Source organism: Flavobacterium sp. AK-345, assembly GCF_058310175.1.
The window spans coordinates 174,804-201,287 of sequence record NZ_JBZEER010000005.1 but is presented as its reverse complement, the minus strand read 5'-3'; the positions used below and the strand labels follow the sequence as shown (position 1 = coordinate 201,287).

Below are 26,484 nucleotides of genomic sequence, written 5' to 3'. Positions count from 1 at the left end.
TGAGAGTTGAACTAATTACTTGGATATACGCAAACTATCAAAGAAACGTTTTTTATATCAAAATAAAGTGTACCTTTGCACCCATTAAAAATCACAGATGGAATCTATTAGAAACATTGCAATTATTGCCCACGTCGATCACGGTAAAACCACTTTGGTTGATAAAATTATGTATCACTGTCAATTATTTCGTGACAACGAAAATACAGGTGATTTAATTCTTGATAATAACGATTTAGAGCGTGAGAGAGGTATTACTATTACTTCTAAAAACGTATCAGTTCAATATAAAGGAACAAAAATCAATATTATTGACACTCCAGGCCACGCGGATTTTGGAGGTGAAGTAGAACGTGTATTGAACATGGCCGATGGTGTATGTTTGCTAGTGGATGCTTTTGAGGGTCCAATGCCACAAACTCGTTTTGTACTACAAAAAGCGATTGACTTAGGTCTTAAGCCATGCGTAGTTATCAACAAAGTTGATAAAGAAAACTGTACTCCTGAAGAAGTTCATGAAAAAGTTTTTGACTTAATGTTTGAATTAGGTGCTTCTGAAGAACAATTAGATTTTCCAACTGTTTACGGCTCTGCTAAAAACAACTGGATGTCTGATGATTTCAGAAACCAAACTGACAACATTGAGCCTTTATTAGACATGGTTATCAAAAATGTACCAGCTCCTAAAGTATCTGAAGGAACTCCTCAAATGTTGATTACATCTTTAGATTTCTCTGCATTTACAGGTCGTATCGCTATTGGTCGTCTTGAAAGAGGAATTTTAAACGAAGGTATGCCAATTTCTTTGGTAAAAAGAGATGGTAAAGTTATAAAATCACGTATTAAAGAATTACATACTTTTGAAGGTTTAGGTCGTAAAAAAGTACAACAAGTAATTGCTGGAGATATCTGTGCTATTATTGGAGTTGAAGGTTTTGAAATTGGAGATACTATCGCCGATGCTGAAAATCCTGAAGCTTTACAAACTATCGCAATTGATGAGCCAACAATGAGTATGTTGTTTACAATTAACGATTCACCTTTCTTTGGTAAAGAAGGTAAATTTGTAACTTCTCGTCATATTAGAGAAAGATTAACAAAAGAATTAGAGAAAAACTTAGCTATGAAGTTAGGTGAAACTGATTCTGCTGATAAATTCATGGTTTTTGGTCGTGGAGTACTTCACTTATCTGTTCTTATTGAAACAATGAGAAGAGAAGGGTATGAGTTGCAAATTGGTCAGCCACAGGTTATCATCAAAGAAATTGATGGTAAAAAATGTGAGCCAATTGAAGAATTGACAATCGATTTACCAGAAAACCTTTCAGGTAGAGCAGTTGAATTCGTTACAATGCGTAAAGGAGAAATGCTTTCTATGGAAACTAAAGGGGAGCGTATGATTGTGAAATTTAATATTCCATCACGTGGAATTATTGGATTGCGTAATCAATTACTTACTGCAACAGCTGGTGAGGCTATTATGGCACACCGTTTTATTGGATATGAGCCTTACAAAGGAGAAATTGCCGGACGTAACAAAGGTTCGTTGATTTCTATGGAAAAAGGAAAAGCTATTCCTTATTCTATCGATAAATTGCAAGATCGTGGTAAGTTTTTTGTTGAACCAAATGCTGAAATTTACGAAGGTCAGGTAATTGGAGAAAACTCTCGTGCTGATGATATGTGTGTAAACGTAACTAAAGAGAAAAAACAATCTAACGTTCGTTCTTCTGGAAATGATGAAAAAGCAAGAATCATTCCACCAATTATTTTCTCTCTTGAAGAAGCTTTAGAGTACATTCAAAAAGATGAATATGTAGAGGTAACTCCAAAATCTATTCGTTTGAGAAAAATCTATTTGACAGAAACTGATAGAAAAAGATTTAAAATCTAAGGTTTTAAATTTCAATATAAAAATCCCAAATTCCGTAAGGAGTTTGGGATTTTTTATTTTTAAGATATTGGAATTTAGAATTTGATATTTGGAATTTTGTACTGTTATCTTTTTAAACTAAAATGACCTTTAACTATTTTGCCATCTACAAAAGTTAGATTAAACCAATAGTCATCTGAAGGTAATAGTTGCCCGTTAAAAATTCCATTCCAGCCACTGCTGTTTCGGTTCATTTGTTTTAGTAATTTACCATAACGATCAAATATAAAAAGAGTATAATTAGGTAGTTGATCTAAGTTTTTAATAAACCACAAATCATTATATCCATCTTCGTTTGGAGTAAAAAATCTAGGGTAGTCCAATACATATACAAGATAGGAGTTTGATAAACCGCAACCATTTATATCTCTGGCAATAGCATTATAAATTCCAGGAGCAACATAGGTAAATAACGGATCTTTTTGAAAAACAATTCCGTCTAATGAAAACTCATAATTTCCAACTCCTGTATATTCAAGTAAAACTGAATTTTCATTGGCAGAAAAATCTTTTATCGCTGCTCCTGTTATAGTTGCAGGTTCTGATAGAATTACTTTGAACTTTTTAGTCTTCTCACAACCATTTGCGTCTTTTACAGTAACTGAATAATCTCCGGCTGTATTTACGGTTATTGCATTTGTTGTACTTCCTGTATTCCACAAATAACTTGAGAAGCCTGTAGCAACTGTCAGATCGATTTCATCCCCTTTACATAGGTATTTAGATTCATCCTCAAAATTTGGCGGATCAAAAGTATTTACAACAAGTGTAATCGGAGTTATATCATAGCAATTGGGTCCGTTAATAATTCTCGCATAGATTATTTGTGTAAAAGCTGTTGTATTTTTAAAGATATTGGGTAAAGCATTTGTTTCTGTAACTGCAGCATTTGTGTCAAAATAATATTGAACAGTTAATCCAGCTGGTAACCCTGAAATAATTTGAGGAGTAACTTCTGCATTTAGATCAAATTGATACAAACCGTCTTGTATTTCATCTCCATCACACGTAGCTACCGGGTTTTGGCTTGCAATAGTTGTATTTGAAATTTGTAATGTTATTTCGGCTATTTTATAACAGCCGTACTTGTTTTCAAGTCTTGCAAAAATAATTTGAGAGGCTGATTTATTGGTATATTTTTCAGGCGTTAGAATTGGATTTGTTTTGGCTTCAGCATTAGTTAATGATTCATAATATCCACTGTTTAAAATTTCAGAATCATTATTTTTTATGATATTATTTACTTTCGTTAAATTGAAAATTGAAATTCCATCTGTATTATCATCACATTGTATTAAAGTCGTATTTGCCGAAAGGATTTCAGGTGCATAATCAATTTTTATTTCTCCTGATAGTACACATGTTGTTCCTATTACGGTAGCTTCAACCTTGTAGGTTCCGGCTTCTGCAACTTCAAAAGTTGAATTTGTGCCTAAAATTGTAGCAGGATTGTCTTTTTTATACCATTTAAATGTATGATCAGTAGCAGAAAGTTTGCTGTCTAAAAGAATTTTTTCTCCAAAACAAGCAGGATTATTGGTTGCAATTGTGCGATCTTCTCCAAAATCAATTTTTGAAATAAAACTTCCTGCTTCTAAGAATACAGCCGAATCATAATATTGATTCTTATCATCTGCAATAACGAGTTTTATGTGATATTTTCTTCCTGCAATTACATTAGTCTGCGCATTCATGACAACAGTTTGTCCGGCATAATTTACAGGGCTCGAACCATTATTTAATCCATTAAAATAAATTTCGTTTTTAGCTGGGCAGCCATCATATTTATCCCCGTTAATGGCGACGCTAGGTTCAATTTTTGGATGAACATTTGTTGATGAAACCGGTGTATTTGTATTAGGAAGTACAGCCAGATTTTTATAAGGATCGTTTGTTCCGACTTCTTTAATTAAAAATGCAAAGCCATCAGAATACACACATGGATAAAAAGATTGATATTCATTTGATGCAAAAATATAATTGAAACTTAAAAAGTTTGTTAACGGTACAAAATCAAATTCTAATGAAGTAGCATTTATAGAGCTAATTCCTAAAGTTTGATCTAAGTCTGAATCACCTAGCCATTTTGTACTTCCCTCACCTAAATCACTTTTATAAGGGCCAATTGCGTTTGTACTTTTAGAAGTTGCTAAAACTATACCTTCAGGAAAAGGAAAACGGGTTGAACCGGCATTAAAATAAGCAAAACTTTTTTGACCCGGACTAAAATCATCTCCTTTTCCTGATGAATTTGTAATAGAAACACAAGAACTGTTTACTAAAATATTTTCAATAAGCTGCTGGGGTGTTTTTTGATCATCAATACTTATAAATTGTGCATTTACCTTTACAGATAGACAACTTAGAAATAAAACGAACAAAACAATTTTAAAATAATTCATAGTAGCAAATATACTATAAATCTCTATTTTTTAGTATTCTGTAAGAAAAATAAACAAACAAATATGTCCAGATCATAACGATCAGAATTGAAAGATAATGGACGTCATAATCCTTAGTATTTTCAACACCAATTTGGTTTCCAATTGTTTTTATTACTGATAATCTTGTAAATGGTTCAACAATTAAATTAGACATTGCTTCTAAAGGTAAAAATTGCATGATATAGTCACCAGTATTACTATTTGGAAAAACCTGAAAAACTAAAAGTCCTTTTATGATTGATTCTACAAAAAGCCATACTAAAAGAAAACCTAATGCAAACGCAGATCGTTTTACGAAGATTCCTAAAAATAAACAAAAAGAAAAGAATCCGGTAAGTTTAACGAAAAAGGCCAAAAGGTAATCCAAATCCATGAAAATAACATCAAATTCTGTATAAGACGAAAAGCTAAAACCTAAAATTAAACTCATCACAAAAACAAAAATTGTAGAACATAATGCAAAAAGTACAACTGTCAGGAATTTAGATAAAATAAACTCTTTTTTGCTTAAACCATCAATTAGATTTTGTTTTAAAGTACCATAACTATACTCATTCGCCATCATTGAGACGATTACGATGGCCAGAAAAAGTTTCAGCCACGCGGCAATATAGGTATTAAAATGCCAGATGAAGGGGAAGTTGAAAATTCCCATTTCGGCTACATGAATTTTAACAACTCCAAAATCGAATTTTATCGATGCAATTAAAGCAATAAAGGAAAGTAAAATAAAATACGTTAAAGTAAGGACACGACTGGCTTTGTTTTTCCAGATTTTTTGTAATTCTATAGATATAAGTCGGTTCATGGTTTAGTTGTTTTTGATGGTGGCATTTTTGGTTAATTCTAAAAATTGTGCTTCTAAACTATTTTTACGTTTTACCAAATGGCTTAAAGTAAGATTTTTAGAAAACAAAAACTGATTCAGTTCTGATGCTGATAAATCTGATTTTAAGTAAACCAATAATTTTCCATCTTCTTCAGTAATTCTGTCTATTGCAGGATGTTCCTGCAAAACAGTTCTTAAAAGTACATTGTCATCTGCCATAACTTCAAAAAAGCCTTCATTTGCAGACATTCCATCTACTGAACCGGAATATAAAATTTCGCCTTTTCTTAAAACAATAACATGCGAACATACTTTTTCGACTTCATCCAATAAATGTGAAGCCAGTAGAATTGTCGTTCCCTGTGATGCTATTTTTTTTATTATATCTCTAATCTGGTGAATTCCCTGCGGGTCTAATCCGTTTGTTGGTTCATCTAAAATTAAAATTTCAGGATCATTTAAAAGTGCTGAGGCAATGGCCAAACGCTGTTTCATTCCTAAAGAAAAGGTACTGAATTTGCTGTTTTTTCTTTCTGATAAACCTACTAAATCCAATTTTTCGATTATTTTAGAATAGTCAATACTTTTTATTTTACAGACTAATTTCAGGTTTTCTTCGGCCGTCATGTAAGGATAAAAGTTAGGTCTTTCTATTATAGCACCAACTTTTTTTAGCGCTTCATGCGTTTGAATGTTCCCGTTGAACCAGCGATAATCGCCGGATGTTTTGTTTACAACATTCAGTACAATTCCCAACGTGGTTGATTTTCCACTTCCGTTGGGTCCTAAAATGCCATATACACGGCCTTTTTGTATTTCAAAAGATACATTTTTTAAGGCATGAATACGCCCGTATCGTTTGTGAAGATTTTCAATAGTAAGAATGGTTTCCAAATTTATTTCGGTTTTAGTTTTTAGTATGACGATTCAACTTGTATATTGTTACGCTAAATTTATTTATATCATGCTATTGATGTAAATTTGTATTAAAGATATTCAAAATGAGCGAACCTTTAATGGTTTTAAAAAAACCATCTTATCCTTTAACACAATCTCTTTTAAGTTATTTAGAACGATACGAACGAATTTCAAAAGTATCAGTGTTCTATGATGATTTGTTGCGGTTTGCCGGTTCTGTAAATGTTTATGATAAGAATGAAACCGATACGCTCTGGATTCGTGTTTATTATAGTGAATTTGAAAGAAATGAAATCGACCTCAATCTAAAAAAAGTCTATTCACTCTTGCATTCTGATGGAAATAGCGAGATTATCCAGTTTCTAAATATTGATGCGATTGATTATTGTACTTTCGGAAATTCGAAACCTTTTCGCATAAAGGTTAGAAATATTCTTAATGATAATTACGTTCATTTTTATATCAAAAAAGCAGATGCTTCAAGAATTTATGGTTTAGAATTGGAAGATATTCTTTCGCCTGATAAAATAAATTTTTTAGTTTTTAAAGACACTTTAATAGAAGAGCATATTATCGGAATTCCTGGGGATGTTTTCATGGATACTTTGCTGGATAATTGTACCGAAATGGAGAAATCTCAAATTGCAAAAGAGTTTGTAAAATTCAACGAACGTTGTATGATTCGGCTTTTAGGCGATATGCGAGCGTATAATTATGTAATTGTGCCAATTCACGATTTTGATCAGGTGGTTTATAAAATTCGTCCAATTGACTTTGATCAGCAATGTTATGAGGGAAATTTTAAAGTTTATCGTCCACAATTTTTTAAGGAAAATTATCCGATGATAAAGCTCATCAAAGATAAATTAGAAGAACGTTCTATTATTCAGTATAAAGATGAAGAAAGAGCAATTTTGGCAAAACGTATTCATTCTGCCGAAAACAGAATCAAAAAATTACTGAATATCATGTGTCATGATACCATTTCGACAGAAGAACATCTCAATCAACTAAAAATGGAATTGTACCGTTATACAAATGATATGAAATTTAAAAATGCAAAATCAATGGGGCATATTATGTTTGCAGCTTTTGAGTTTATTACACGTAATTTTAAAAATACTAACTTAATTTGAGTCTTTTTTTGCCACAGATTTCATAGAGTAAAATGATTTTAGAAACAAATCAAAAAAAACTTTAATTTATGAAATCCGTGGCTAATAATTAAAATAAATACTATGAAAAAGTTTTTTTTACTTGGAATTTCCGTTGCTTTATTGGCTTGTCAGCAACAATCAAATAATGATTTAAAGGAGCTTTATTCGCTTCCAAAAAAGTTGAAAGAAGTTTCGGGAATTACCTATTTCCCTAAAAACAATTTGCTTTATACATTAGAAGACAGTGGAAATAAAAACGCCATTTATGCTTTAAATTCTGATGGACAATTAAATAAAACAATAACAATTACAAATGCTACCAATGTAGATTGGGAAGATATTACCAAAGATAAAAATGATAATATTTATATTGGTGATTTTGGAAATAACGACAACGAACGTCAAGATTTATGTATTTACAAAGTTGCCAAGAATGAACTGAATAAAGATTTGGCTGTAGCCGAATATAAAGTTTCATTTTCGTATCCCGAACAAACAGAATTTCCGCCAAAGAAAAAAGAATTGTTTTATGATGTTGAAGGTTTTTTTGAGCATGGAAACTATTTTTATCTTTTTACAAAAAACCGCAGTAAAAATTTCGACGGCACAGTTTTTATTTACAAAATCTTAAACGCACCCGGAACTCAAAAAGCAACAAGAATTGGAGAATTTAAAACCTGCGATAACTATAATCATTGCGTTTTAACAAGTGCAACGATCAGTCCGGATGGAAAAAAAGTTGTGCTATTAAGTCATGATAAAATAGTTTTGTTTAAAGATTTTAAAGGAGATTTATTCCACAAAGGAACCCAGACAGAAATCAAACTAAATCACTTTTCTCAAAAAGAAGCCATAGTTTTTAAAGACAATAGCACGCTGCTTATCGCCGACGAAAAAACAAACAAAGTAGGAGGGAAAGTTTACGAGTTTAAATTAAAATAAGATTCTAAGTTGCTAAGGTTCTGAGATACTAAGAGAAAAAAATAAGCCACGAATTCACGAATTATTAGTAATAAAAATTTGTGAATTCGTGGCTAAAAACTTTGTCCTTTGCAACTTTGAACCTAGAAAATCTTAGAATCTCAGCAACTCAGAACCTTAGCATCTTTCAGCTAAAAACTATATGCCGCTCCAAAAATAACTCTTCCTACTTCATCAGGAGATTTAAAGTAAGAGATTCGTGCAGTTAACACATTAATTGCATTTACCCAAAGTCCGCCACCGTAATCCTGATGCCATTTTTTAGAATCTTCGCCGTCAAGCCATACTCTTCCATAATCAAAACCACCCAAAATTCCGTATGTTAATGGAGCAATTGTTTTTTGAATTTTACCAATGCTAAAACGTAAATCACTACTTTGAGAAAAATAAGAACTTCCTAAAAATCGTTCGTTTCTATAACCTCTTAAGTCAGTATCTCCACCTAAAGTTGCCCCGTGATAGAAATCATAATTATTATTTAATACAGCTTTTCCTTTTAGATAGGTAGCAAGAACTAATTTTCCGTTGTGATCAATTTTATGTGTAAATCCTAAAAGACTTTCAAGAGTTGGGAAATTTTGTTTGCTTTCATCTAAATTAGTCAACCAGGTTGCCGAAACCATAAAAGCCACGCCTAAAGTAGGTTTAGCAGCAAAATCGGAATTTTTAAAAAGATATTTTACCTTTAAACCGCCATAGTTCTGACTATCAAAAACATTTGGATTTATAATATTTGGTGTATCGATAAATCTGTTTTGGGTTTCTTCAACTGTCAGTCTTTGAAAAACAGGCTGCACACTAAATTCACTTCCATAACGTCCGACGTGTCTGATGGCACCTGAAACATTAAATTTTCTAATACGAACACGGTTGTAATCCATGTCAACTTCCTGATTATCATATTTGGTTTCGTTTCCGTAGCCAAAATAGTTCATGGCAAAATTTGGAGTTGTATAAAGTGATTCAACATCAATAACCCATTTACCCAATAATCCGGGAAAATGTGCTACATAATTAAATTCTAAACCACCCGTAGCAAAATAGTAAAATGCATTTATAACGTGTCTTTGCGTATACGGATTTTGTTTGAAATTGTTAACGGTATAATTTAAATTTACACCAACTTTTACGCCATCATCAGGATTAAATCCAATATTTGGAAGCCCTGAAATAACATTATATTTTGGTTTTTCGTAATTATATAAGTTCACATCATAATCATCAGTAAGCTCCGTTTTTGTTTTAGAATCCAGATTATAAGTATTGTTTTTTGATTTGAAATCGTAAACAATAACTTTTTTTCCGTTTTCGATATTATAAGTGTCATTATTTTGTCCGCCAATTAAACGAATTTTGATTTTTGATTTCTGATCTCCAACAACCTGAAAAACATCAGAATCGTCTAAACCATAAACCCAAAGATTTTTGGTTTTAGCATCCGTTACCGTTTTGGTATAAACAAGTTCATCACCGTCTTTTTTAATTCGGTATACCTGAATTTCAATGCTTTTTCTGGCATTATGATTTATAACGAATTTATCTTTTTTATCAGTCCCGGCAATCATTACTGTTTTAGACAGCACATCTGAATATTCCGAAGCATATTTTTGCAGGTCTTTTTTTCTGTTTTTCAGCTTACGTTTAATATCTTCAATAGTTTCATCCTGAACCTCTTTCGGCATATTTTTAAAAGCATTGTCAATATCAGTATCCGATAAGTTTTCCTGAATAAATTTTGCCTGTTCAATCCAGTCTTTTTCTTCAGAAGTTTTTAAGAAAGCCAAATCCATAGGATAAGGTTCTCTGGCAAGCCATTTTACATTATCAATTTTGTTTTTGAAAGTACGCATATGACGAAGCGCAGGAATATTCATTAAAAGAGAAAGTAAAGTTCCGTCGTATTTGGCAAAAGCCTGATCACGGTCACGCGGAATTGGTTTATAAATAACTTTGTCACCTTTTTTGTATTCTCCCCAACGCCATTGATCGCTGTGTCTGTCCCAGTCACCAATTAGCATATCAAACAAACGCGCTTTCATATATTCTTTTTCATCTACCGAATATTTTTCGTCTTTATGAAGGTTGGACATCATATCTTCGGTACTGATAATATCGGTTGGATTTCCAAAATTTTTGCCATCCAGATGATTATCTGCGGGTCTTTCTTCTACCATATACAATTCATCGCCAAAATTTGAATTGAATTCTTTCAATCCATTTTGTTTTGGAATATAATATAAAACAGGATTGGTGTGCGAAATCCCTAAATGATCTGCCATACTGCCAATTGCAAAAGGAGCATAAGGATGAGAAGTTGTATAAAAATCTAACAGAAAATTTTCAGTATATGTTTCTTCGAAATCATTTACAACGTATTGATCTTTAAATGCAACCGACTGTAAAAATACGGTTGCGCTTTTTTTCATGGCACGCATCACATATTCTCTTCCTTTTGGATCAGACATTCTTAAAGATACAGATTGATGTCCGCCGCCTTCGCGAATAGGTTTTAAACCACCCATTAAAGTGTCTACGGTAGCAATTCGGGCTTCGATAGGCATACTGTAATATTTTCTGTAATGCTGTCCGAATAAAAATTTATGAAACAAACTTTTATCGGTCATTTCAGCAGAATAAATTGAAGTATTAATTGTCGCGGGAAATTTATTTGATTCACCTGCTGCCCAGTTAATTTCTTTAGCTTTTATAATCTCACGTTCAAAAAGTAATTTTTCCTTTTGATTTTCATTTCCAAAGTAAGTCACTTTTGCATCTCCGCTTTTAAATAAAGTTAGTGTTGCATAACCATTTCCGCCGTACGAAAAATCATTTTCATTAATGGCTCTCGCAGCTTCAGATTTAGATCCTGCACCACTAATAATTTGCCTGATATTTTCTTTGCTAATGTATTGAAGGTTATGATCGTGTCCCGAAACTACAATTACATTTTTCTGCCCTTGTAAAAGTGTTTTAATTCTCTTGGCATAAATAGTATATTGTTTATTTTGAATATCCTGCGGACTCACGCCTGATGTTTTTCGAAGTAAATTAATCAACGAGCCAATTATAGGAAGCGGAATTTTTTTCTCTAAAGGAAATAATTGTTTCTCTAACGAAAATTGACCTCCATGTGTTCCGTTGCTTAATAAAGGATGATGTATTGCCAGAACAACTGTTTTTTCCTGATTTTTGTTTAGAATGTTTTCCAGCTCATCAAAAAAATCTTCTCTGGTTTTGATGTCACAATTATCATTAATTGTTGGATGATTGTTCCAATCTTCCAGAAACCATTCACTGTCAATAGCAACCAATGTAGCTGTACTATCAATTTTTATATCTTCTATCGGGCAGCTTTTTCTTGGCAGAAATGCTTTTTTATCGTTTAAATATTTCGTTACAAAATCTGCCTGGAGTTCCAAACCTTTAATACCGCTGTACCAATCGTGGTTTCCGGGAATAAAAACGGTTTTACCTTTAAATCCTTCTGTTAATTTTAATTGATTGGTTAGTTTTGTTTCTGCCAAAGTTTTATCCGAAGCATTGTTGTCGCTAGGAAAACCTTTTGGATATATATTATCTCCTAAAAATACTAAAGTCGATTTTTTATTCGCCTTCTTTAATTTTTGATGCAATAATTCAAGTGTTTGCTGCGATTGTTCTTCATCTGCATTTCCGGCATCTCCCACCAAAAATAAAGTGTGTGCAATTTTTATAGTATCAGTTGCGTTGTCAGTTTCGTTAGCGCTTACATTTTTTCCGTATTGCGCCTTATGTGTTGCGCAGGAATAGAGTAAGAATAATAGGGTAATTACTAAAGAATAACTTTTAATCTTAGTAATAAAATGATTATCCAAAAACAATTTCATAATTTAGTGGTATAAAAATATTCTTTATGAATCTAATAGAACAGTCCGAAGATTTCGTCAGTAATTTACTCAAAGATAAACTTTCTAATTTATATTCTTACCATAATTTTAACCATACTTTAACTGTAGTAAATGCGGTAAAAGAGCTGTGCAAAAAAGAAGATGTAGATGGAAATGAAAAAGAAATGCTTTTGGTCGCAGCTTGGTTTCACGATACAGGTTATACCGTTGGATATGAAAACCATGAAGAAGAAAGTGTTAAAATTCTAACTAAATTCCTGAAAGAAAAAGGACAATCTGATGAATTTATTGCAAAAGTTTCTTCCTTAATTTTAGCTACTATAAAAGAATATGTTCCAAAAACTCATTTGGAAAAAATCATAAAAGATGCAGATTACGCACATCTGATGGGATCCCAATATGAAACAACCTGCGAATTATTACGTCTTGAATTAAAAAACGCCTACAATGTTTCGTTTTCTAATGCCGAATGGGCAAAAGAAAACCTAAACTTTTTATTAAATAAACATCGCTTTTATACAGATTATGCCTTGAAAAAATGGCAGCCTTTAAAAGAGAAAAACTTGATTCTTGTTCAGAAAAAAATAGATAAACAAGAAAAGAAAGCAGCCGACAAAGTGGAAGAAGAAAATAAAAAGAAAGATAAAATAGAAAAACCCGATCGTGGCGTTGATACCTTATTTCGCGTTACGCTGGGAAATCATACGCGCTTAAGTGGAATTGCAGATAGTAAAGCCAATATTTTATTGTCAGTAAATGCAATTATTATTTCCATTGCACTTTCATCTATTATTCCAAAATTAGACAGTCCGAAAAATGCACATTTAGTGATTCCAACATTTATTATGCTAATGTCCAGTGTTACTACAATTATTTTTGCGATTCTTTCAACACGTCCAAAAGTAACTACGGGAGTTTTTACAAGAGAAGATATAGAAGCCAAAAAGATCAATTTATTGTTTTTTGGGAATTTCTACAAAATGCCTTTAGAAGAATACGATTGGGCAATGAATGAAATGATGAAAGATCGCGATTATCTGTATTCCACTATGATTAAAGATTTGTACTATCTGGGATTGGTTTTACAGCGTAAGTATAATTTACTCCGAATTGCCTATAATCTTTTTATGGCGGGAATAATTATAACGGTAATTGCTTTTGTAATAGCGTTTAAAGGAGTAGGAGCATAAGAGAAAAGCTCAACTAATTAGTTGAGCTCATCCAATAAATCCTGATAGGTTATTTTTTTTGTTGCCGGATTATTTACGTTGTTAATTACTTTTACACGAATAGCGCGTAAACCAGAAACTCCCTGAAGATCTTCTACTTCGAATTGTTCGATAGAAGGTTCCAGGATTTTTTTATGCTGTAAATATTTAATGTATTTCAAATATTCGGTTTCCTCATTATTTTGAGAATACACAATCGTAATTTTTTCTTTTTCAGTAATTCTGTCAGTTGTGCCTTTGATGTTTGCTTTGTCAATACGTTTTTTAACAACTTCATATCTTGCATTGTACGTTCCATCGACATCAAAACGTTTTTCATCCATTCTAAAACGAATAGAAAGCGCCTGACTAAAAACCAAAATCAACGAAGTTACATCCAACTCATAAGGTAAAGATTCTTTAAGCTGATGATGTTCTAATTCCATTTCGCATAAAGTCTGTAATTGCCACAAACGTAAATTGTGCAAATACATAATATCAAAAGGTTTTGTTGGCGAAATTGAAGCACCAATATATAAATTGTGTTCAACACCATCCGTTTTAAAACGCTCGTAATAATGCGGATAAATTTGTTGCGCCTCAAGCTGTTTTTTGTCCAGAACCGATGCTAATCTCTTGTTTATAATAGACATTGCATTATCGAATTTCTTTCTTTCCTGATAAAACATTCCTGTTTTTTCGTCCAGACTTTCAAAATACAATTCTTCCAGTTTTTGGTTTTTTGCCGTGTCTTTCGTATTCTTTAAAATAGGATGAATTTCTTCTTCTATATAACGTTGAATGTGTTGCTCAGTATCTGCTTTTAAAGGATTCTCCAGCTCAGCGCGCATAGACTCCAATTCAAATTTTCGTTGTTCAAGAAGTACTAAATTGCTGTTGGGTTTTTGATTTTCGAAAATATCCAAAAGTGTTGTCAGCTGATTTTTTAAATCTCTTTTAACCGTTTCATTTCTGTGTTCAGACGAACCTTTAATATCGATTTGTCCGTATAACGGAAACACATTTTTAAAAACAATTTCCTTAAAAATATAATCTTTTGTATGATTAATATTTTGAAAATAATTTTGAGATTCTTTTTTAAATTTCCAATAAACACTTGGGTGAATCGTAGTGTACTCACGCTGAATAATCGCTTCAACCTGATGTTGCATATCAGTATTGTATCGATCGATAGTGTCTGTTAAATAAGGTAAAACCAACTCTAGTTTAGTTGCATTTACACTATTTAAGTCTCTCGGATTTTCAGAAACCAATTCTACAACTCCCAGTAAATGTCCGTCTTTTACAACAGGCGCAAATACGGCACTTTGAATACCTAGTTTTAATAAATGTTCGCCAAGCCTGTTATTTGGAGATTCTTCAATGAATTTTTTTACATTTGAAATCACAAAAGGCTCTTTTTTATCTAATAAATTTTCAAACGAACATCCAAAAAAAGCATTTTTGCAATCTACTTCCTGTTCTTTAGAAAGTAAAAAACTCTGCAGCTGATTATCATATTTTACCGGTCTGATGAATTTTTCTTCTTCCGGATTATAAATAATAAAACCAACTTTAAGATGTGAAATCTTAAAAATCGATTTAAAAATATTCTCTATAATATCGTTAGAAGCAACCGTTTTTGTATCCGGTTTAAGTAAATTACTTTTCAAGTTCGAAATAGCACTTTCAGTCGTTGCATCAAATAACGAAACAATTCCGAAACCTTTTAAAGTCCAGCTTCCCGGAGGAAATTTAGATTTCCATAAATCAATATCATTATAATTATCAATTAATAAATCGATATCATCTTGTGTTAAATGCACTAAATTTTCTGTTGGAATAATTTCCATGAAATCGGCATTGTACAAAATTCGATAATGTTTTTCGACACCTTCTTCATCCGGAATATCATAAAAGAAAGGTTTATTGAAGTCAATATTTTGTTTATAATAACTGCTTAAAATAAGACAGCAATTGTTGATATAAAACTGATGACTATCAAAATCACGAATTTCCATGTAAAATTCATCTCCTGCATTACGCAATATTTTCTTAAAACGCTCAGTATAATTAAAAGATATATTTTGAAAAGGAATCGTAATCGCTTTTATTTCATTGTATGTTAATGCAGTAGGAAATAAATCTGCGGTAATATTTTTGATTAAAGCTTCATGCTTTTTAATTATTGTGTAGTCGTGAATTCCTGTTCTAAATTCCGGGATAGCTTCAACTTCTTTTAAAATTGCTTTGGCATAATTTGATCGATAATCAACATTTGATAAAGCAATTTCTTCAAAAGATTCAATTAGCTTATGAAAAGATATTATTGTTTGGAAAGGACTTTCGCTGTGTAGAAGATTATCCATTGGTATTTTTATTTAAGCTACAAAATTAAGCATAAATTAAGAATGTTTGACATTTTACGATTTCTTTCGTTTATAGCAACATAGATAGAATGCCTTAAAAATAGGAGCTTTTAAAAGCAGTAAATTATTTTAACTAAATATTAACATTAATTATAACGGAACGATCGTTCCGTTATAATATCTTTGTACCATAATAATTGAATAATCAATAATTTAAAAACAAATAAAATGAAAAATTTAGAAAACAAAGTAGCTATTGTAACAGGTGGAAATAGTGGAATAGGGTATGCAGCAGCAGCAGAATTAGTTGCTAAAGGTGCAAAAGTAATTATAACAGGAAGAAACAAAGAAGCTTTGGTAAAAGCCGAAACAGAATTGAACGTAACCGGAATCGTTTCAGACCAATCAGATTTAAAATCAATTGATAGTTTGGTTGAGCAAGTAAAAGCACAATTCGGAAAAGTTGACATCTTATTTTTAAATGCAGGAATTGCCTCTTTTGCTCCGGTAGAATCAGCTTCAGAAGAACATTATGACAGCATTATGAATGTAAATGTAAAAGGAGTTTATTTTACAGTTCAAAAAGTATTGCCAATTTTAAACGATGGTGGTTCTATTATCTTTAATACTTCAATCAACGCACATGTTGGTATGCCAAATTCAAGCGTTTACGCATCAAGCAAGGCTGCAGTTTTATCTTTAAACAAAGTTTTTGCTACAGAATTGGCGCCAAGAAAAATCAGGGTAAATGCTGTTTCTCCTGGTCCTGTTGAAACTCCGCTTTACGGAAAATTAGGTTTACAAAAAGAAGAAGTAGAAGGTTTTGGGGCTATTTTGGGAGAAAAAATTCTATTGAAACGTTTTGGACAATCTGCAGAAATTGCAAAAACTGTTGGTTTCCTTGCCTCAGATGATGCTTCATTTATTACAGGAACAGAAATTGTTGTAGATGGTGGACTTACTGTAAATGCAGTAGTATAATTTTTTTGACTAATTCAGGAACGATTGTTCCGTATTTTTGTATCTTTGCAAAGTAATTTAATTTTGAAGTTATGGCTAGAACAAAAGAATTTAAAGAAGATCAGGCTTTAGACAAAGCGATCGAGATTTTTTGGCACAAAGGTTACAACGGAACTTCGGCTCAGGATTTGGTAACGCATTTAGGGCTAAGCCGTTCTAGTTTGTATGATACTTTTGGAGACAAGCAGAAATTATTTGCTCAATCGTTACTGCGTTATCAAAAACAGTCACAAGATCAGGTTATTAAACTTTTGGATGAATCTGAAAACGTAAAAGAAACATTGCACGATCTTTTTAAACAGGCAACCGTAGAAAGTTTACAAGACCGAATTACAAAAGGCTGTTTCATGGTCAATTCTTCTGTAGAACTTGCCATGCATGACGAAGAGATTGCAAAAATCGTAAAAAACAACAGCCAGACAATGGAAGAAGTTTTTACAAAAGCAGTTCAAAAAGGACAAGCTGCCGGGCATATTTCTAAAGGTACTGATGCGAGGGTTTTAGCCAGATTTATTTTTAACAATTATTCCGGAATCCGGGTATTGGCCAGAACGGGCGAAAGAGATAAACAAGTTTATGACGATATTGTAAAAGCATTATTTTCTATATTATAATTTAGAAAACTGGCAATCAAAAAACGGCAATTACTAATGTAGTTGCCGTTTTTTGTTTTAATTGACAGAAAATAAAATAATTATCTGTTTCCATCAAGTAGTTTCATTTCATCTATAATAGAGACGATTGCTAATTGTTCATGTTCGTTTAATTTTTCAGTGTATAAAAGAGTAATTAAAATAGTATAAGAATCTTCTAAATTTGAATTTTCCTCCAATTTCAGATTATGTGGATTTTGATATTTTTTCAGCAATGTTTTTGTAGTTTCAAAAGCACGTTCTTCTAATGTAAGTTCTGTTTTTTTTAAAGTTGCCATTTTTTGGTGTAAGTGAGATAGAATATCAAATCTAGTAATTTATAAACAATAAATAAAAAACGGCAATTACTGAATGTAGTTGCCGTTTTTTGTTTTAAGTAAGTAATAGAAAATGAATAACTCTTAGCTTTTTTCTTCTTTGTTGAAATAAACTAAATAGTAATACATCTGTTTTTCTTCATCCCAGCCTTTTTCAACAAATTTTTCTGCGCTTTCAGGGTTGATAAAATCCATTTTAATCTGAATATGGGTATCCAGATTAATAACGTTTTTAATCGATTTTCTGGCGTCTGAAACTGCTGCGTTTGCAATAGGGAATGAGGTTACATCTTCGATGCTGTATTTTTCTCCTTTATCAACCTTATAGTTTTTGAATTCAGGAATCAAGTCCGGATTGTCTAATACTTCATTTAGGAAATTTTGTTCTTCAAACTGATCATTTTTAGCGAAATAATTCACAGATCTGTTCATAAACATTACTTCTTCTTTTTTGTCTTCTGCCGGTAAAACAACATCTTTTGCGAAGTTCTGGCAGAATTTTAAGTATTTTTTAGTGATGAAGTTCTCATCTTCAAAAGCATCTACAGATAAAAAGTGCTCTAACCAATAACGCGCATCATAACGGTTACTATCTACAGTTAGAATTTTATATCCTTCTTCTTTTTTGTAATTAAAAATCAAACAGCCTTTATCAAGTTTGCTCAGGTTGATTCCTTGCTGCAAAATCATTTCAAGATTGCTGTCTTTTTCTTCAAACTGTAAAAAGTCGGCTTGTAACTCACTTTTAAAAATTCCGATAGCATCAACAACGTTATTGTCGATACTTAAATTTGTTAAATACGTTACATAAACTTCTCCGTTTTTAATATGCGGATGGTTTGATTGCTCGAATAAATGCGTCGTGATTTTTTTTGAAATTTCCTGTAAGTTACCAGGATTAGTAAAAATCTCAGTTGCATATTTAAACATGTCATTGTAATCCAAATCGACTTCGTGCGCAAACTGATAATAGTTTTCTTCTTTCTCTCTAAAAGGTTTAAAAAAGTACTCTTTTATCAAAGGCACAATTTCATCATTTAAATTAAATGGCTGTTCCGATAAAAAAATAGCTTCGTTTCTGCTTTTGTTCCCTACGCGGTGTATCGCAAGCGTCTCGATGTGGGTGTTGAATAGGTTGATCATATTTTTTAGGTGCAGAGGTACAGAGGTTCAAAGCAACAAAGGTTATTTCCTGTCTTTTATTTTTCGGATAAAAGCACTTAACATTCGTTCTAATTCTCTGCTTTCTCCATTTATTTTGTTAAATTGATTTTCGTTTAAATATTTTAAATTGAATGAGATTTCAAGCTGTGTTTGCATCTCGAATAATATGACATTGAAATATTTAAAAATCTCAGGTAATCATTATTTCCATCTCTTCCGTAACCTTCAGCAATATTACTTGGTATAGATATAGAGCATCTTCTTATTTGTGAAGATAGTCCATAAATTTCTTCTTTGGGAAATGAATTTGTTAATTGGTAAATTTCAGTTACTATGGCCATCGATTTTTGCCAGATTAAAAGGTCTCGAAAAGTATTCATATTTTATATTTAAAAAAAAAAAATTAAATACAAAAATAAGAATATTCGTATATTTTAAATCAAAGATTTAAAAAGAAAAACCTCTGAGCCTTTGCAACTCTGAACCTTTGAACCTAAAAAACTAATTCCAATTCTCCTCAAATCCATAATCTTCAAAGCTGTCATCGCCTTCGAACATGTCAAGATCGTCTTCGTCAAGATCATCTTCAAATTCTCCGTAGATATCGTCGTGCATATCGGCTTCGAAAGTTTTTTCGGTGGCTTCGTCCGGCATTTCTCCATGAGAGAATAAAGTTTCAGGATAAATACCTCCGGCAGATTGTTCTTCAATAGCAGCCAATTCTACTAAGAAAGTCCACATGCTGATAAAATCATACACATAGATAATTTTAGTGTTTTCCTTGTCTAAAATAGAAGATAATGGATAATCGCCCATAGTTCGTTGTTCGCCGGGAATGTCGCCGGTATCAAAAAGTGGAATTTCATCTTCCTGATTCCAGGTTTCATCACAAGTATAAAATGAAGCAACTTCAGTTCCGTCAAAACCGAAAGCGTTGAAGATAGCATTGTGTAAATCCTCAAGCGTATCGTCTTCAAGAATTGCAATGTCTCTAAAAATGTCTTCTTCGGCGTCTAGAATTACTCTAAATTTATAAACCATAATCTTTGTATTTTTTGAAAAGTCAAAGGTAAAATATAAAAAATGAAATACGAATCACGAATTGCGATTTGTTGAAAAGATTTTTTCTCCGATCCTGCAAGGTTTTCAAAACCTTGTAGGTTTCAATAGCAATTGTAGTTATACCTACAAGGTTTTGAAAACCTTGCAGGAGAGAAAAACTATTATTTCCCAACCAAGCGTTTTCTAATCTTATGATAACGTTTATGATAAGAACTATGACTTGGATAGCTTCTGCTTGAAGTCATATTATTAAAAACCAAAGCTGTTAAAAGCAAAATCAAAACGCCGACTAATACTGGAGAAAAAACATATTCGTAACCCAAAGCTTTTATTTTGTCAGAACCAATAATCGCGATAAGAGCCGTTGCGCCTCCTGGCGGATGGAGTGTTTTGGTAATTTGCATTAAAATAATTGCCAGTGAAACGGCCAGGGGAGCAGCAATCCAGATAATATCCGGAGCAAGTTTATGAACTGTAACGCCAATAAAGGCAGAAACAAGATGTCCGCCAACTAGATTTCGGGGCTGAGAAAACGGACTTTGAATGATTCCGTAAACCAAAACGCTAGAAGCTCCAAAAGAACCAATTAAATAAACGGCATCGTTTCCTGAAAAATGAATCGATTGAATGTAAGCTAAAATTCCAATCCCGACAAACGATCCTATAAAAGACCAAAAATGTTCTTTAAAATCGATCAAAGTTTCTTTATAAAGAATATAACGTGTTTTGCGATAGCTCCTTTTTATTTTTTGGGTGGGCATTTTGTGGTATTATTTTGTTTTTTTGCCACAGATTAAATGATTTCAAAGATTAATTATCTGTGGCAATTAATTAATCTGTGGCAATATTTTTTTTACTTTATTAAACTTGGCGAATAAGAGTAAACTGTATACGGATAAATCATTTTTGCAGTGTATTTTGAAATTAAACAAACTACAAGAATCGGTAAAAATAAAGTATAATCATTTGTTAGTCCGCAAACTAAAAATATGGCTGTAAATGGCGCGTGAATACTGGCGCTTAAAACAGCTGCCATTCCGATAATCATGAAATTAACCGGAATTACATTTACATGGAAAAAAGTATTTAAAATCGAAGACAGTAATAATCCTAAAAAAGCGCCAATAAAAAGACTCGGAGCAAAAACACCCCCGTCGCCACCGGAAGCTAATGTTATGGAAGTAACAATAGGTTTTAAAAGTAAAATTCCAACAAAGGTAAAAGCCAGAGTTAATGTTAGCGGAAGTTGTGATGAACTGCCAAAAATCCCTTTTATAGCATGATATCCTTCTCCGTATAATTGTGGAAAAATAAAAAGAGAAACACTCAGAACTACAGATCCAATAATGATTTTATAATAATGTGTGTCGATTTTTCCAAATTGAGATTTGAAAAATAATACACAACGAGTCAGATAAACTGAATTCATTCCGGCTAAGATTCCTAAAAGAATAAAATAAGGAATCGCTCTTAAATGCCAGGTTGAAATTGTTACGGCGAATAAAGGTTCTTCTTTTAAAATAGAAAGTAATCCAAAAGCTATTGAAACCGCAATAACATTAGAGATAATAAAAGCGCGGGTTACTTTTCGTGAAATAACTTCCAAAGCAAATAAAATTCCCGCAATTGGAGAGCTGAATAAAGCTGTAACTCCGGCCGCAACTCCTGCACAAATTAATTCGGTTTTGTATTGACGAAATACATTTTCTTTTTGCTGAGCAACAGAACCAATTGTAGCGGTTGCAACAACGGTAGAAACTTCGATTCCTGTTGAGCCTCCAAAAATAACAGTTAATAATCCGTTTATAAAGTGTGATGGGATTTTATAAGAGGGTAAGTTTTTTGAAGTTGATTTTGTGCTTTCAAAAACTTCCTTGATTCCTTTATTTTCTTTTTTCTTAAAAAGATATTGTCTCAGGAAATAAATTACAGACAATCCGAAAACAGGAAAAAGAATGTAAAAAAGTGGGTTTACAGAAACTTCATGAAAGAAGATTTCTTCGTAATATTCAGTTATTTTTTTAAGTGAAATTCCTAAAAAGGCTGAAAGAAAGCCAATTAAAATAGAAACAATAACTAATTTTCGGAACTTAATAAATTGATGATTTTTTTTGATTTGCGCCGTTTTGTTCATCAGAAGTAAATTTGTAAACCGCATTATTTTTATGCGGATTACAAAATTAGAGAATCAAATTCGTTTTTTCGTAAAAAAGAATCATTAAAATGTGTTAAAACTTTAAAAAGAAGGAAAAATCTTTCTTTAAGGGGTAAGAATGCCACGAAGGCACTAAGACACTAAGTTTTTTGTTTTTTGTCATTTCTGACAAACAATACGTTTAATCATTTAATCTTAAAAAAAACTTAGTGTCTTAGTGCCTTCGCGGCAAAAATATCATCGCTCATAAAATTCAATGGGCAACAAATCAGGATCAGCAATAAATGTAAAACGTTTTTGAGTCGTTTCATCAATTCGAATTGGTTCTGCTTCTATATTTTTTGTGTTTAAAAAAGCAACAGTTTCGTCCAGATTAATTACTTCAAAAGCCAAATGGCGTAAACCAACAGCCTCCGGTCTTGAAGGGCGTTTTGGGGGATCCGGAAATGAAAATAATTCGATAATATAAGTGCCATTCAAAGCCAAATCTAATTTATAGGATTGTCGTTCTTCACGATAGATTTCTCTAATAATTGTCAGACCTAAAACTTCGGTATAAAAAGTTTTAGATTTTTGATAATCAGAGCATAAAATGGCAATGTGGTGGACTTTGTTTAAGGTAAGCATTATGTATTTGATTCAGTTTCCTGATTTAATTTTCTAATAATTTTTGCCGGATTTCCAACGGCTAGTGAGTTATCCGGAATGTCTTTTGTTACCACAGATCCTGCACCGATTACACATCCTTTTCCAATGGTAACTCCGGGACAAATAACAGAATTTCCGCCAATCCAGCAATCATCCCCAATAGTTACAGGATAAGCATTTTCAAGTGATTTTCTCAATTCGGCGTCAAGCGGATGCGATGCAGTGTAAATTTGAACATTTGGTGCAATAAATACATTTGATCCAATATTTACAGGGGCACAATCCAAAACAACACAATTTACATTGAAATAAACGTTATCTCCACAAAAAATATTATATCCGTAATCACAGTGAAAAGGCGGTTCTATATAAAAACCTTCTCCTGTATTAGGAATCAGTTCTTTTAATATTTCTTTCGCTTTTTTGGTTACCCTGTATTCTCTTACATTCAGAGTATGCAGAAGATTTTTTGCTGTTCTGCGGCCTTTTACTAATTCCGGGTCAAAAGCGTTGTAATATTCGCCCGAGATCATTTTTTCTTTTTCTGTCATTATAAGGGTATAATATTTTAGTACTGGCAATTTTCTGCAAAACTGCAGATGAATACTACGACGTTAATTTGGTAAAAAAGTTTTTTTTCTAAATACGATCAATTTGACATAAATCAAATCTTTTTCAGGAGCTAATCCCGCTATCCGTTTCAATCTTTTGCTCCATTTCATTACACAAAAGGATTTCCACTTCTATCGGGGCTAGGACACTCATTTTCAAAAGAATATTTTCGTTTATTTCGTCATTTCCAGAAACGAGAAGTTTTCGCAAGAACTCCATAAAGAAGTATCGTCTGTGTTGATTAAAATGCATATTTCTATTTAAAGAAGCTTCTTCAAAATAACAATTTGTCCCAAATGATAAACGTCATGCTGAATAATTCCATGAATATCTTCATAAAAATTATGATTGTTATTTGGATCTATTTTATCAAAACCTGCATCATCAAAATTACTCAAAAAGGCACTCCACTGTTCTTGAGATTTTGCAAGACTTTGTAAAGATTGTTCCCAGGCTGGTTCCGATGAATCTAATATTGGAACAAAATAATTGTGATCCGGAGTTGTGATAATTTCTCCCTGAACACGTCTTAAAATATTTCTTCTCCATTGTATTAGGTGATTGACAATTTCCCAAATCGTATTTAGATTAGGATTTACTTTTTTAATAGCCTGTGCAGCTGTAAGATCTTTTAAAGTATCTGCTAATGTGACCTCAAGCCACGGATTTCCATTATAAATGGACTGATATAAATTTGAAACTCTTTTACTTTCTGACATGATTGATAGTTTTTAAACGTGAAAGCTAAGATACGAATAAGTAATTTACAACTCATCCTCAAAAATCTACAATTGGGTTATTTATTATTTTTTTAGTAAGAATGTTAAAATACATTTGCTTCATCAAAATCAAAAACCATGACAACCAAATTACTTTTTACAATTAGCATTTTATTTTTTACAACAGTCATTTTTGCTCAAAATACCATTTCAGGAAAAGTGGTAGATGAAAAAGGAAAACCAGTTCCGGGAGCAAATATTTATATCGATGGAACTTACGATGGAGCAACAAGTTCTGAAACAGGAGAATTTTCTTTTGAAACAACTGCCGAAGGAAATCAATTTATAGTAGTGAGTTTTTTACTTTATGAAACATTCAAAAAAGAAATTGATGTTGCCAATTATAAAGATCAAACGGTAAAACTAAGAGAAAATGTAAACGCGCTTGATGCCGTTGTTATTACCGCGGGAACATTAGAATCTGGAGACAAAGCGAGAGTTTCTGTTTTAAAACCTTTAGATATTGTAACAACTGCCGGTTCTGCAGGAAATATTATTGCGGCTTTGCAAACATTGCCTGGAACACAAACTGTGGGCGAAGACGGACGTTTATTTGTTCGTGGAGGAGAAGCCAGCGAAACGCAAACTTTTGTAGACGGACTTCGCGTTGCACAGCCTTATGGCGCAACAACTAACAATTTACCAACCCGAAGCAGATTTTCTCCTTTCTTGTTTAGCGGAATCGCATTTTCTACCGGAGGATATTCTGCAGAATATGGCGAAGCTTTATCAAGTGTTTTATTGTTGAATACACAAGATGAACCGGATCAAAATAAAACAGATATTGCTTTAATGACCGTAGGTTTGGGAGTTGGAAATACACAAAAATGGAAAAAAAGTTCTTTTAGTATTAATACCAATTATATCAACTTAGCGCCTTATCAGGCTGTGATTCCGCAAAATGTAGATTGGAATAATCCGTATCAATCTCTAGGTGGAGAAGCTGTATATCGTTATCATTTTGAAAGAGGAATTTTTAAATTATACGCCGCTTTTGATTCAGAGAAATTCGATTTAAATCAAAAAAATGTGAACTTCACTGATCCAATAAGAACTGATTTAAACAATAATAATTTTTATTTAAACGGTTCTTACAAAGGAGATTTTGGAACTGGCTGGCAGCTTACAACCGGAATTAGTTACGGTTACAGCAAAAACAAAATCAAATACGATATAAATGATGTAGATACTAATGAAAATGCTGCGCAATTGAAATTAAAATTAAGAAAAAATATTTCGAACTATTTTAAATTATCTTTTGGTGCTGATTATTTTATCACAAAATTCAATGAAAATTTCAAGGATAATGTTTCAATTGATGTTGCAAACGGTTACGATTCAAATATCGCTGCTTTTTATACCGAAGGAGATATTTTATTCTCAAAAAATCTGGCAATGAAAGTCGGTGCCAGACTTTCGAATAATAGTTTATTAGACGAAACCAATATTGCACCAAGAGCTTCTATTGCTTATAAAGTTTCTAAAACGAGTCAGTTTTCATTTGCTTATGGAGATTTCTCTCAAACACCGGTTGTAGATTATATCAAATATTCAAAATACCATCAGTTTGAAAGTGAAAAAGCACAACATTATATTTTAAATTACCAGTTTACAAGACCTGGACAAACTTTTAGAGCCGAAGCTTATTATAAAGATTACAGCAATTTGGTTCAATATGATACAAGAGATATTGCTTACAATTCAGTTTTTAATAATAACGGTTCAGGTTACGCAAAAGGATTGGATTTGTTTTGGAGAGACAGTAATTTATTAAAACATTTAGAATACTGGGTATCTTATTCTTATATTGATTCTGAAAGACAATACAAGAATTTCCCAACGATGGCCACTCCAAATTTTGTTGCCAATCATAGTTTATCAATTGTAACAAAATATTTTATTACAGACTGGAAATCGCAAATAGGTTTTACAAACAGTTACAGTTCAGGTCGTCCTTATAATGATCCAAACCAAACGCAATTCATGAACGGAAAAACAAAATCATATAACAGTTTGAGTTTTAATTGGGCGTATTTATTGACAACACAAAAAATTCTTTATTTCTCAGTTTCAAACGTGTTAGGAACTCAAAACGTTTTTGGGTACGATTACGCCAAAACTCCAGACGCAAACGGAATCTACAACAGACAAGCCGTAACGCCAACCGCAGACAGATTCTTTTTCGTTGGTTTCTTTTGGACAATTAGTGATAATAAAAATGAGAATCAGTTGAAGAATCTTTAGGAAAGGTTCAAAGAGACAAAGGTTCAGAGGTACAAAGATTTTGGGCTGTTATATTTGAAAAACCTATAAAAAACCTTTGAACCTTTGGCACTCTGAACCTTTGT

22 protein-coding genes are annotated in these 26,484 nt (G+C 32.3%); 7 read left to right on the top strand and 15 right to left on the bottom strand.

The window, feature by feature from the left end; translation table 11 throughout:
- The first annotated feature begins 97 nt into the window (after positions 1-97).
- Complete coding sequence (gene typA, locus AC4FQ3_RS11525; protein ID WP_042564682.1) at positions 98-1,894, top strand: translational GTPase TypA; 1,797 nt, start codon at positions 98-100, stop codon at positions 1,892-1,894.
- 104 nt (positions 1,895-1,998) lie between these two features.
- Here the strand turns inward: typA and AC4FQ3_RS11520 are convergent, their stop codons facing one another.
- The 3 genes from AC4FQ3_RS11520 to AC4FQ3_RS11510 are packed head-to-tail and all read right to left on the bottom strand — an operon-like array spanning position 1,999 to position 6,100.
- Positions 1,999-4,335, bottom strand: coding sequence for a T9SS type B sorting domain-containing protein (locus AC4FQ3_RS11520; protein WP_491181948.1), 2,337 nt, complete (start codon positions 4,333-4,335; stop codon positions 1,999-2,001).
- Between the two features lie 13 nt (positions 4,336-4,348).
- Entirely contained in the window at positions 4,349-5,185 is an 837-nt protein-coding gene (locus tag AC4FQ3_RS11515) for an ABC transporter permease (RefSeq protein WP_491181947.1), read from the bottom strand.
- A 3-nt stretch (positions 5,186-5,188) separates the two neighbouring features.
- Positions 5,189-6,100, bottom strand: a complete 912-nt coding sequence (locus AC4FQ3_RS11510; RefSeq protein ID WP_491181946.1) for an ABC transporter ATP-binding protein — start codon at positions 6,098-6,100, stop codon at positions 5,189-5,191.
- A gap of 107 nt (positions 6,101-6,207) precedes the next feature.
- Between AC4FQ3_RS11510 and AC4FQ3_RS11505 the strand changes: the two genes are divergently transcribed.
- Together AC4FQ3_RS11505 and AC4FQ3_RS11500 are read left to right on the top strand one after the other, a co-directional pair.
- A complete protein-coding gene (locus AC4FQ3_RS11505) occupies positions 6,208-7,260 on the top strand; it encodes a hypothetical protein (protein WP_042564678.1) in 1,053 nt (350 codons plus the stop codon).
- Between the two features lie 102 nt (positions 7,261-7,362).
- A complete protein-coding gene (locus AC4FQ3_RS11500) occupies positions 7,363-8,223 on the top strand; it encodes an SdiA-regulated domain-containing protein (RefSeq protein ID WP_491181945.1) in 861 nt (286 codons plus the stop codon).
- Between the two features lie 170 nt (positions 8,224-8,393).
- Here AC4FQ3_RS11500 and AC4FQ3_RS11495 read toward each other — a convergent pair whose 3' ends face one another.
- The gene (locus tag AC4FQ3_RS11495; protein ID WP_491181944.1) at positions 8,394-12,128 is read right to left on the bottom strand and encodes a metallophosphoesterase; all 3,735 of its coding nucleotides are present in this window, start codon (positions 12,126-12,128) and stop codon (positions 8,394-8,396) included.
- 26 nt (positions 12,129-12,154) lie between these two features.
- Between AC4FQ3_RS11495 and AC4FQ3_RS11490 the strand changes: the two genes are divergently transcribed.
- Positions 12,155-13,339 carry a Pycsar system effector family protein gene (locus AC4FQ3_RS11490; protein WP_073395375.1) on the top strand — a complete coding sequence of 395 codons (1,185 nt, stop codon included), beginning with the start codon at positions 12,155-12,157 and terminating at the stop codon, positions 13,337-13,339.
- A gap of 17 nt (positions 13,340-13,356) precedes the next feature.
- Here the strand turns inward: AC4FQ3_RS11490 and AC4FQ3_RS11485 are convergent, their stop codons facing one another.
- Complete coding sequence (locus tag AC4FQ3_RS11485; RefSeq protein ID WP_491181943.1) at positions 13,357-15,726, bottom strand: GAF domain-containing protein; 2,370 nt, start codon at positions 15,724-15,726, stop codon at positions 13,357-13,359.
- A 228-nt stretch (positions 15,727-15,954) separates the two neighbouring features.
- Between AC4FQ3_RS11485 and AC4FQ3_RS11480 the strand changes: the two genes are divergently transcribed.
- Positions 15,955-16,707: a glucose 1-dehydrogenase gene (locus AC4FQ3_RS11480; RefSeq protein ID WP_491181942.1), complete on the top strand. Its 753-nt coding sequence runs from the start codon at positions 15,955-15,957 to the stop codon at positions 16,705-16,707.
- Positions 16,708-16,778: 71 nt separating this feature from the next.
- Positions 16,779-17,360 carry a TetR/AcrR family transcriptional regulator gene (locus tag AC4FQ3_RS11475; RefSeq protein WP_491181941.1) on the top strand — a complete coding sequence of 194 codons (582 nt, stop codon included), beginning with the start codon at positions 16,779-16,781 and terminating at the stop codon, positions 17,358-17,360.
- Positions 17,361-17,440: 80 nt separating this feature from the next.
- Here AC4FQ3_RS11475 and AC4FQ3_RS11470 read toward each other — a convergent pair whose 3' ends face one another.
- The 10 genes from AC4FQ3_RS11470 to AC4FQ3_RS11425 form a co-directional block, all read right to left on the bottom strand.
- Positions 17,441-17,677: a hypothetical protein gene (locus AC4FQ3_RS11470; protein ID WP_491181940.1), complete on the bottom strand. Its 237-nt coding sequence runs from the start codon at positions 17,675-17,677 to the stop codon at positions 17,441-17,443.
- A 123-nt stretch (positions 17,678-17,800) separates the two neighbouring features.
- Positions 17,801-18,859 carry a nucleoid-associated protein gene (locus AC4FQ3_RS11465; RefSeq protein WP_026984812.1) on the bottom strand — a complete coding sequence of 353 codons (1,059 nt, stop codon included), beginning with the start codon at positions 18,857-18,859 and terminating at the stop codon, positions 17,801-17,803.
- A gap of 42 nt (positions 18,860-18,901) precedes the next feature.
- The gene (locus tag AC4FQ3_RS11460) at positions 18,902-19,036 is read right to left on the bottom strand and encodes a four helix bundle protein (protein ID WP_491181939.1); all 135 of its coding nucleotides are present in this window, start codon (positions 19,034-19,036) and stop codon (positions 18,902-18,904) included.
- The gene (locus tag AC4FQ3_RS11455; RefSeq protein ID WP_491181938.1) at positions 19,003-19,221 is read right to left on the bottom strand and encodes a four helix bundle protein; all 219 of its coding nucleotides are present in this window, start codon (positions 19,219-19,221) and stop codon (positions 19,003-19,005) included. The genes AC4FQ3_RS11460 and AC4FQ3_RS11455 overlap by 34 nt, the downstream gene beginning before the upstream one ends.
- A gap of 160 nt (positions 19,222-19,381) precedes the next feature.
- Positions 19,382-19,921 (bottom strand): IS1096 element passenger TnpR family protein, encoded by a 540-nt coding sequence (locus AC4FQ3_RS11450; RefSeq protein ID WP_073395370.1) that lies wholly within the window; start codon positions 19,919-19,921, stop codon positions 19,382-19,384.
- A gap of 182 nt (positions 19,922-20,103) precedes the next feature.
- Positions 20,104-20,703: an HPP family protein gene (locus AC4FQ3_RS11445; RefSeq protein WP_491181937.1), complete on the bottom strand. Its 600-nt coding sequence runs from the start codon at positions 20,701-20,703 to the stop codon at positions 20,104-20,106.
- 92 nt (positions 20,704-20,795) lie between these two features.
- Entirely contained in the window at positions 20,796-22,076 is a 1,281-nt protein-coding gene (locus AC4FQ3_RS11440) for a chloride channel protein (protein WP_491181936.1), read from the bottom strand.
- Positions 22,077-22,334: 258 nt separating this feature from the next.
- On the bottom strand, positions 22,335-22,724 hold the full coding sequence (gene gloA2, locus AC4FQ3_RS11435) for an SMU1112c/YaeR family gloxylase I-like metalloprotein (protein ID WP_302097167.1): 390 nt from the start codon (positions 22,722-22,724) through the stop codon (positions 22,335-22,337).
- Positions 22,724-23,299 (bottom strand): sugar O-acetyltransferase, encoded by a 576-nt coding sequence (locus tag AC4FQ3_RS11430; RefSeq protein ID WP_073395516.1) that lies wholly within the window; start codon positions 23,297-23,299, stop codon positions 22,724-22,726. Before AC4FQ3_RS11430 ends, gloA2 begins: the two co-directional genes overlap by 1 nt.
- Before the next feature lie 318 nt (positions 23,300-23,617).
- Entirely contained in the window at positions 23,618-24,076 is a 459-nt protein-coding gene (locus AC4FQ3_RS11425; RefSeq protein WP_491181935.1) for a DinB family protein, read from the bottom strand.
- 138 nt (positions 24,077-24,214) lie between these two features.
- Between AC4FQ3_RS11425 and AC4FQ3_RS11420 the strand changes: the two genes are divergently transcribed.
- Complete coding sequence (locus tag AC4FQ3_RS11420; RefSeq protein WP_073395367.1) at positions 24,215-26,380, top strand: TonB-dependent receptor; 2,166 nt, start codon at positions 24,215-24,217, stop codon at positions 26,378-26,380.
- Positions 26,381-26,484: the final 104 nt, after the last annotated feature.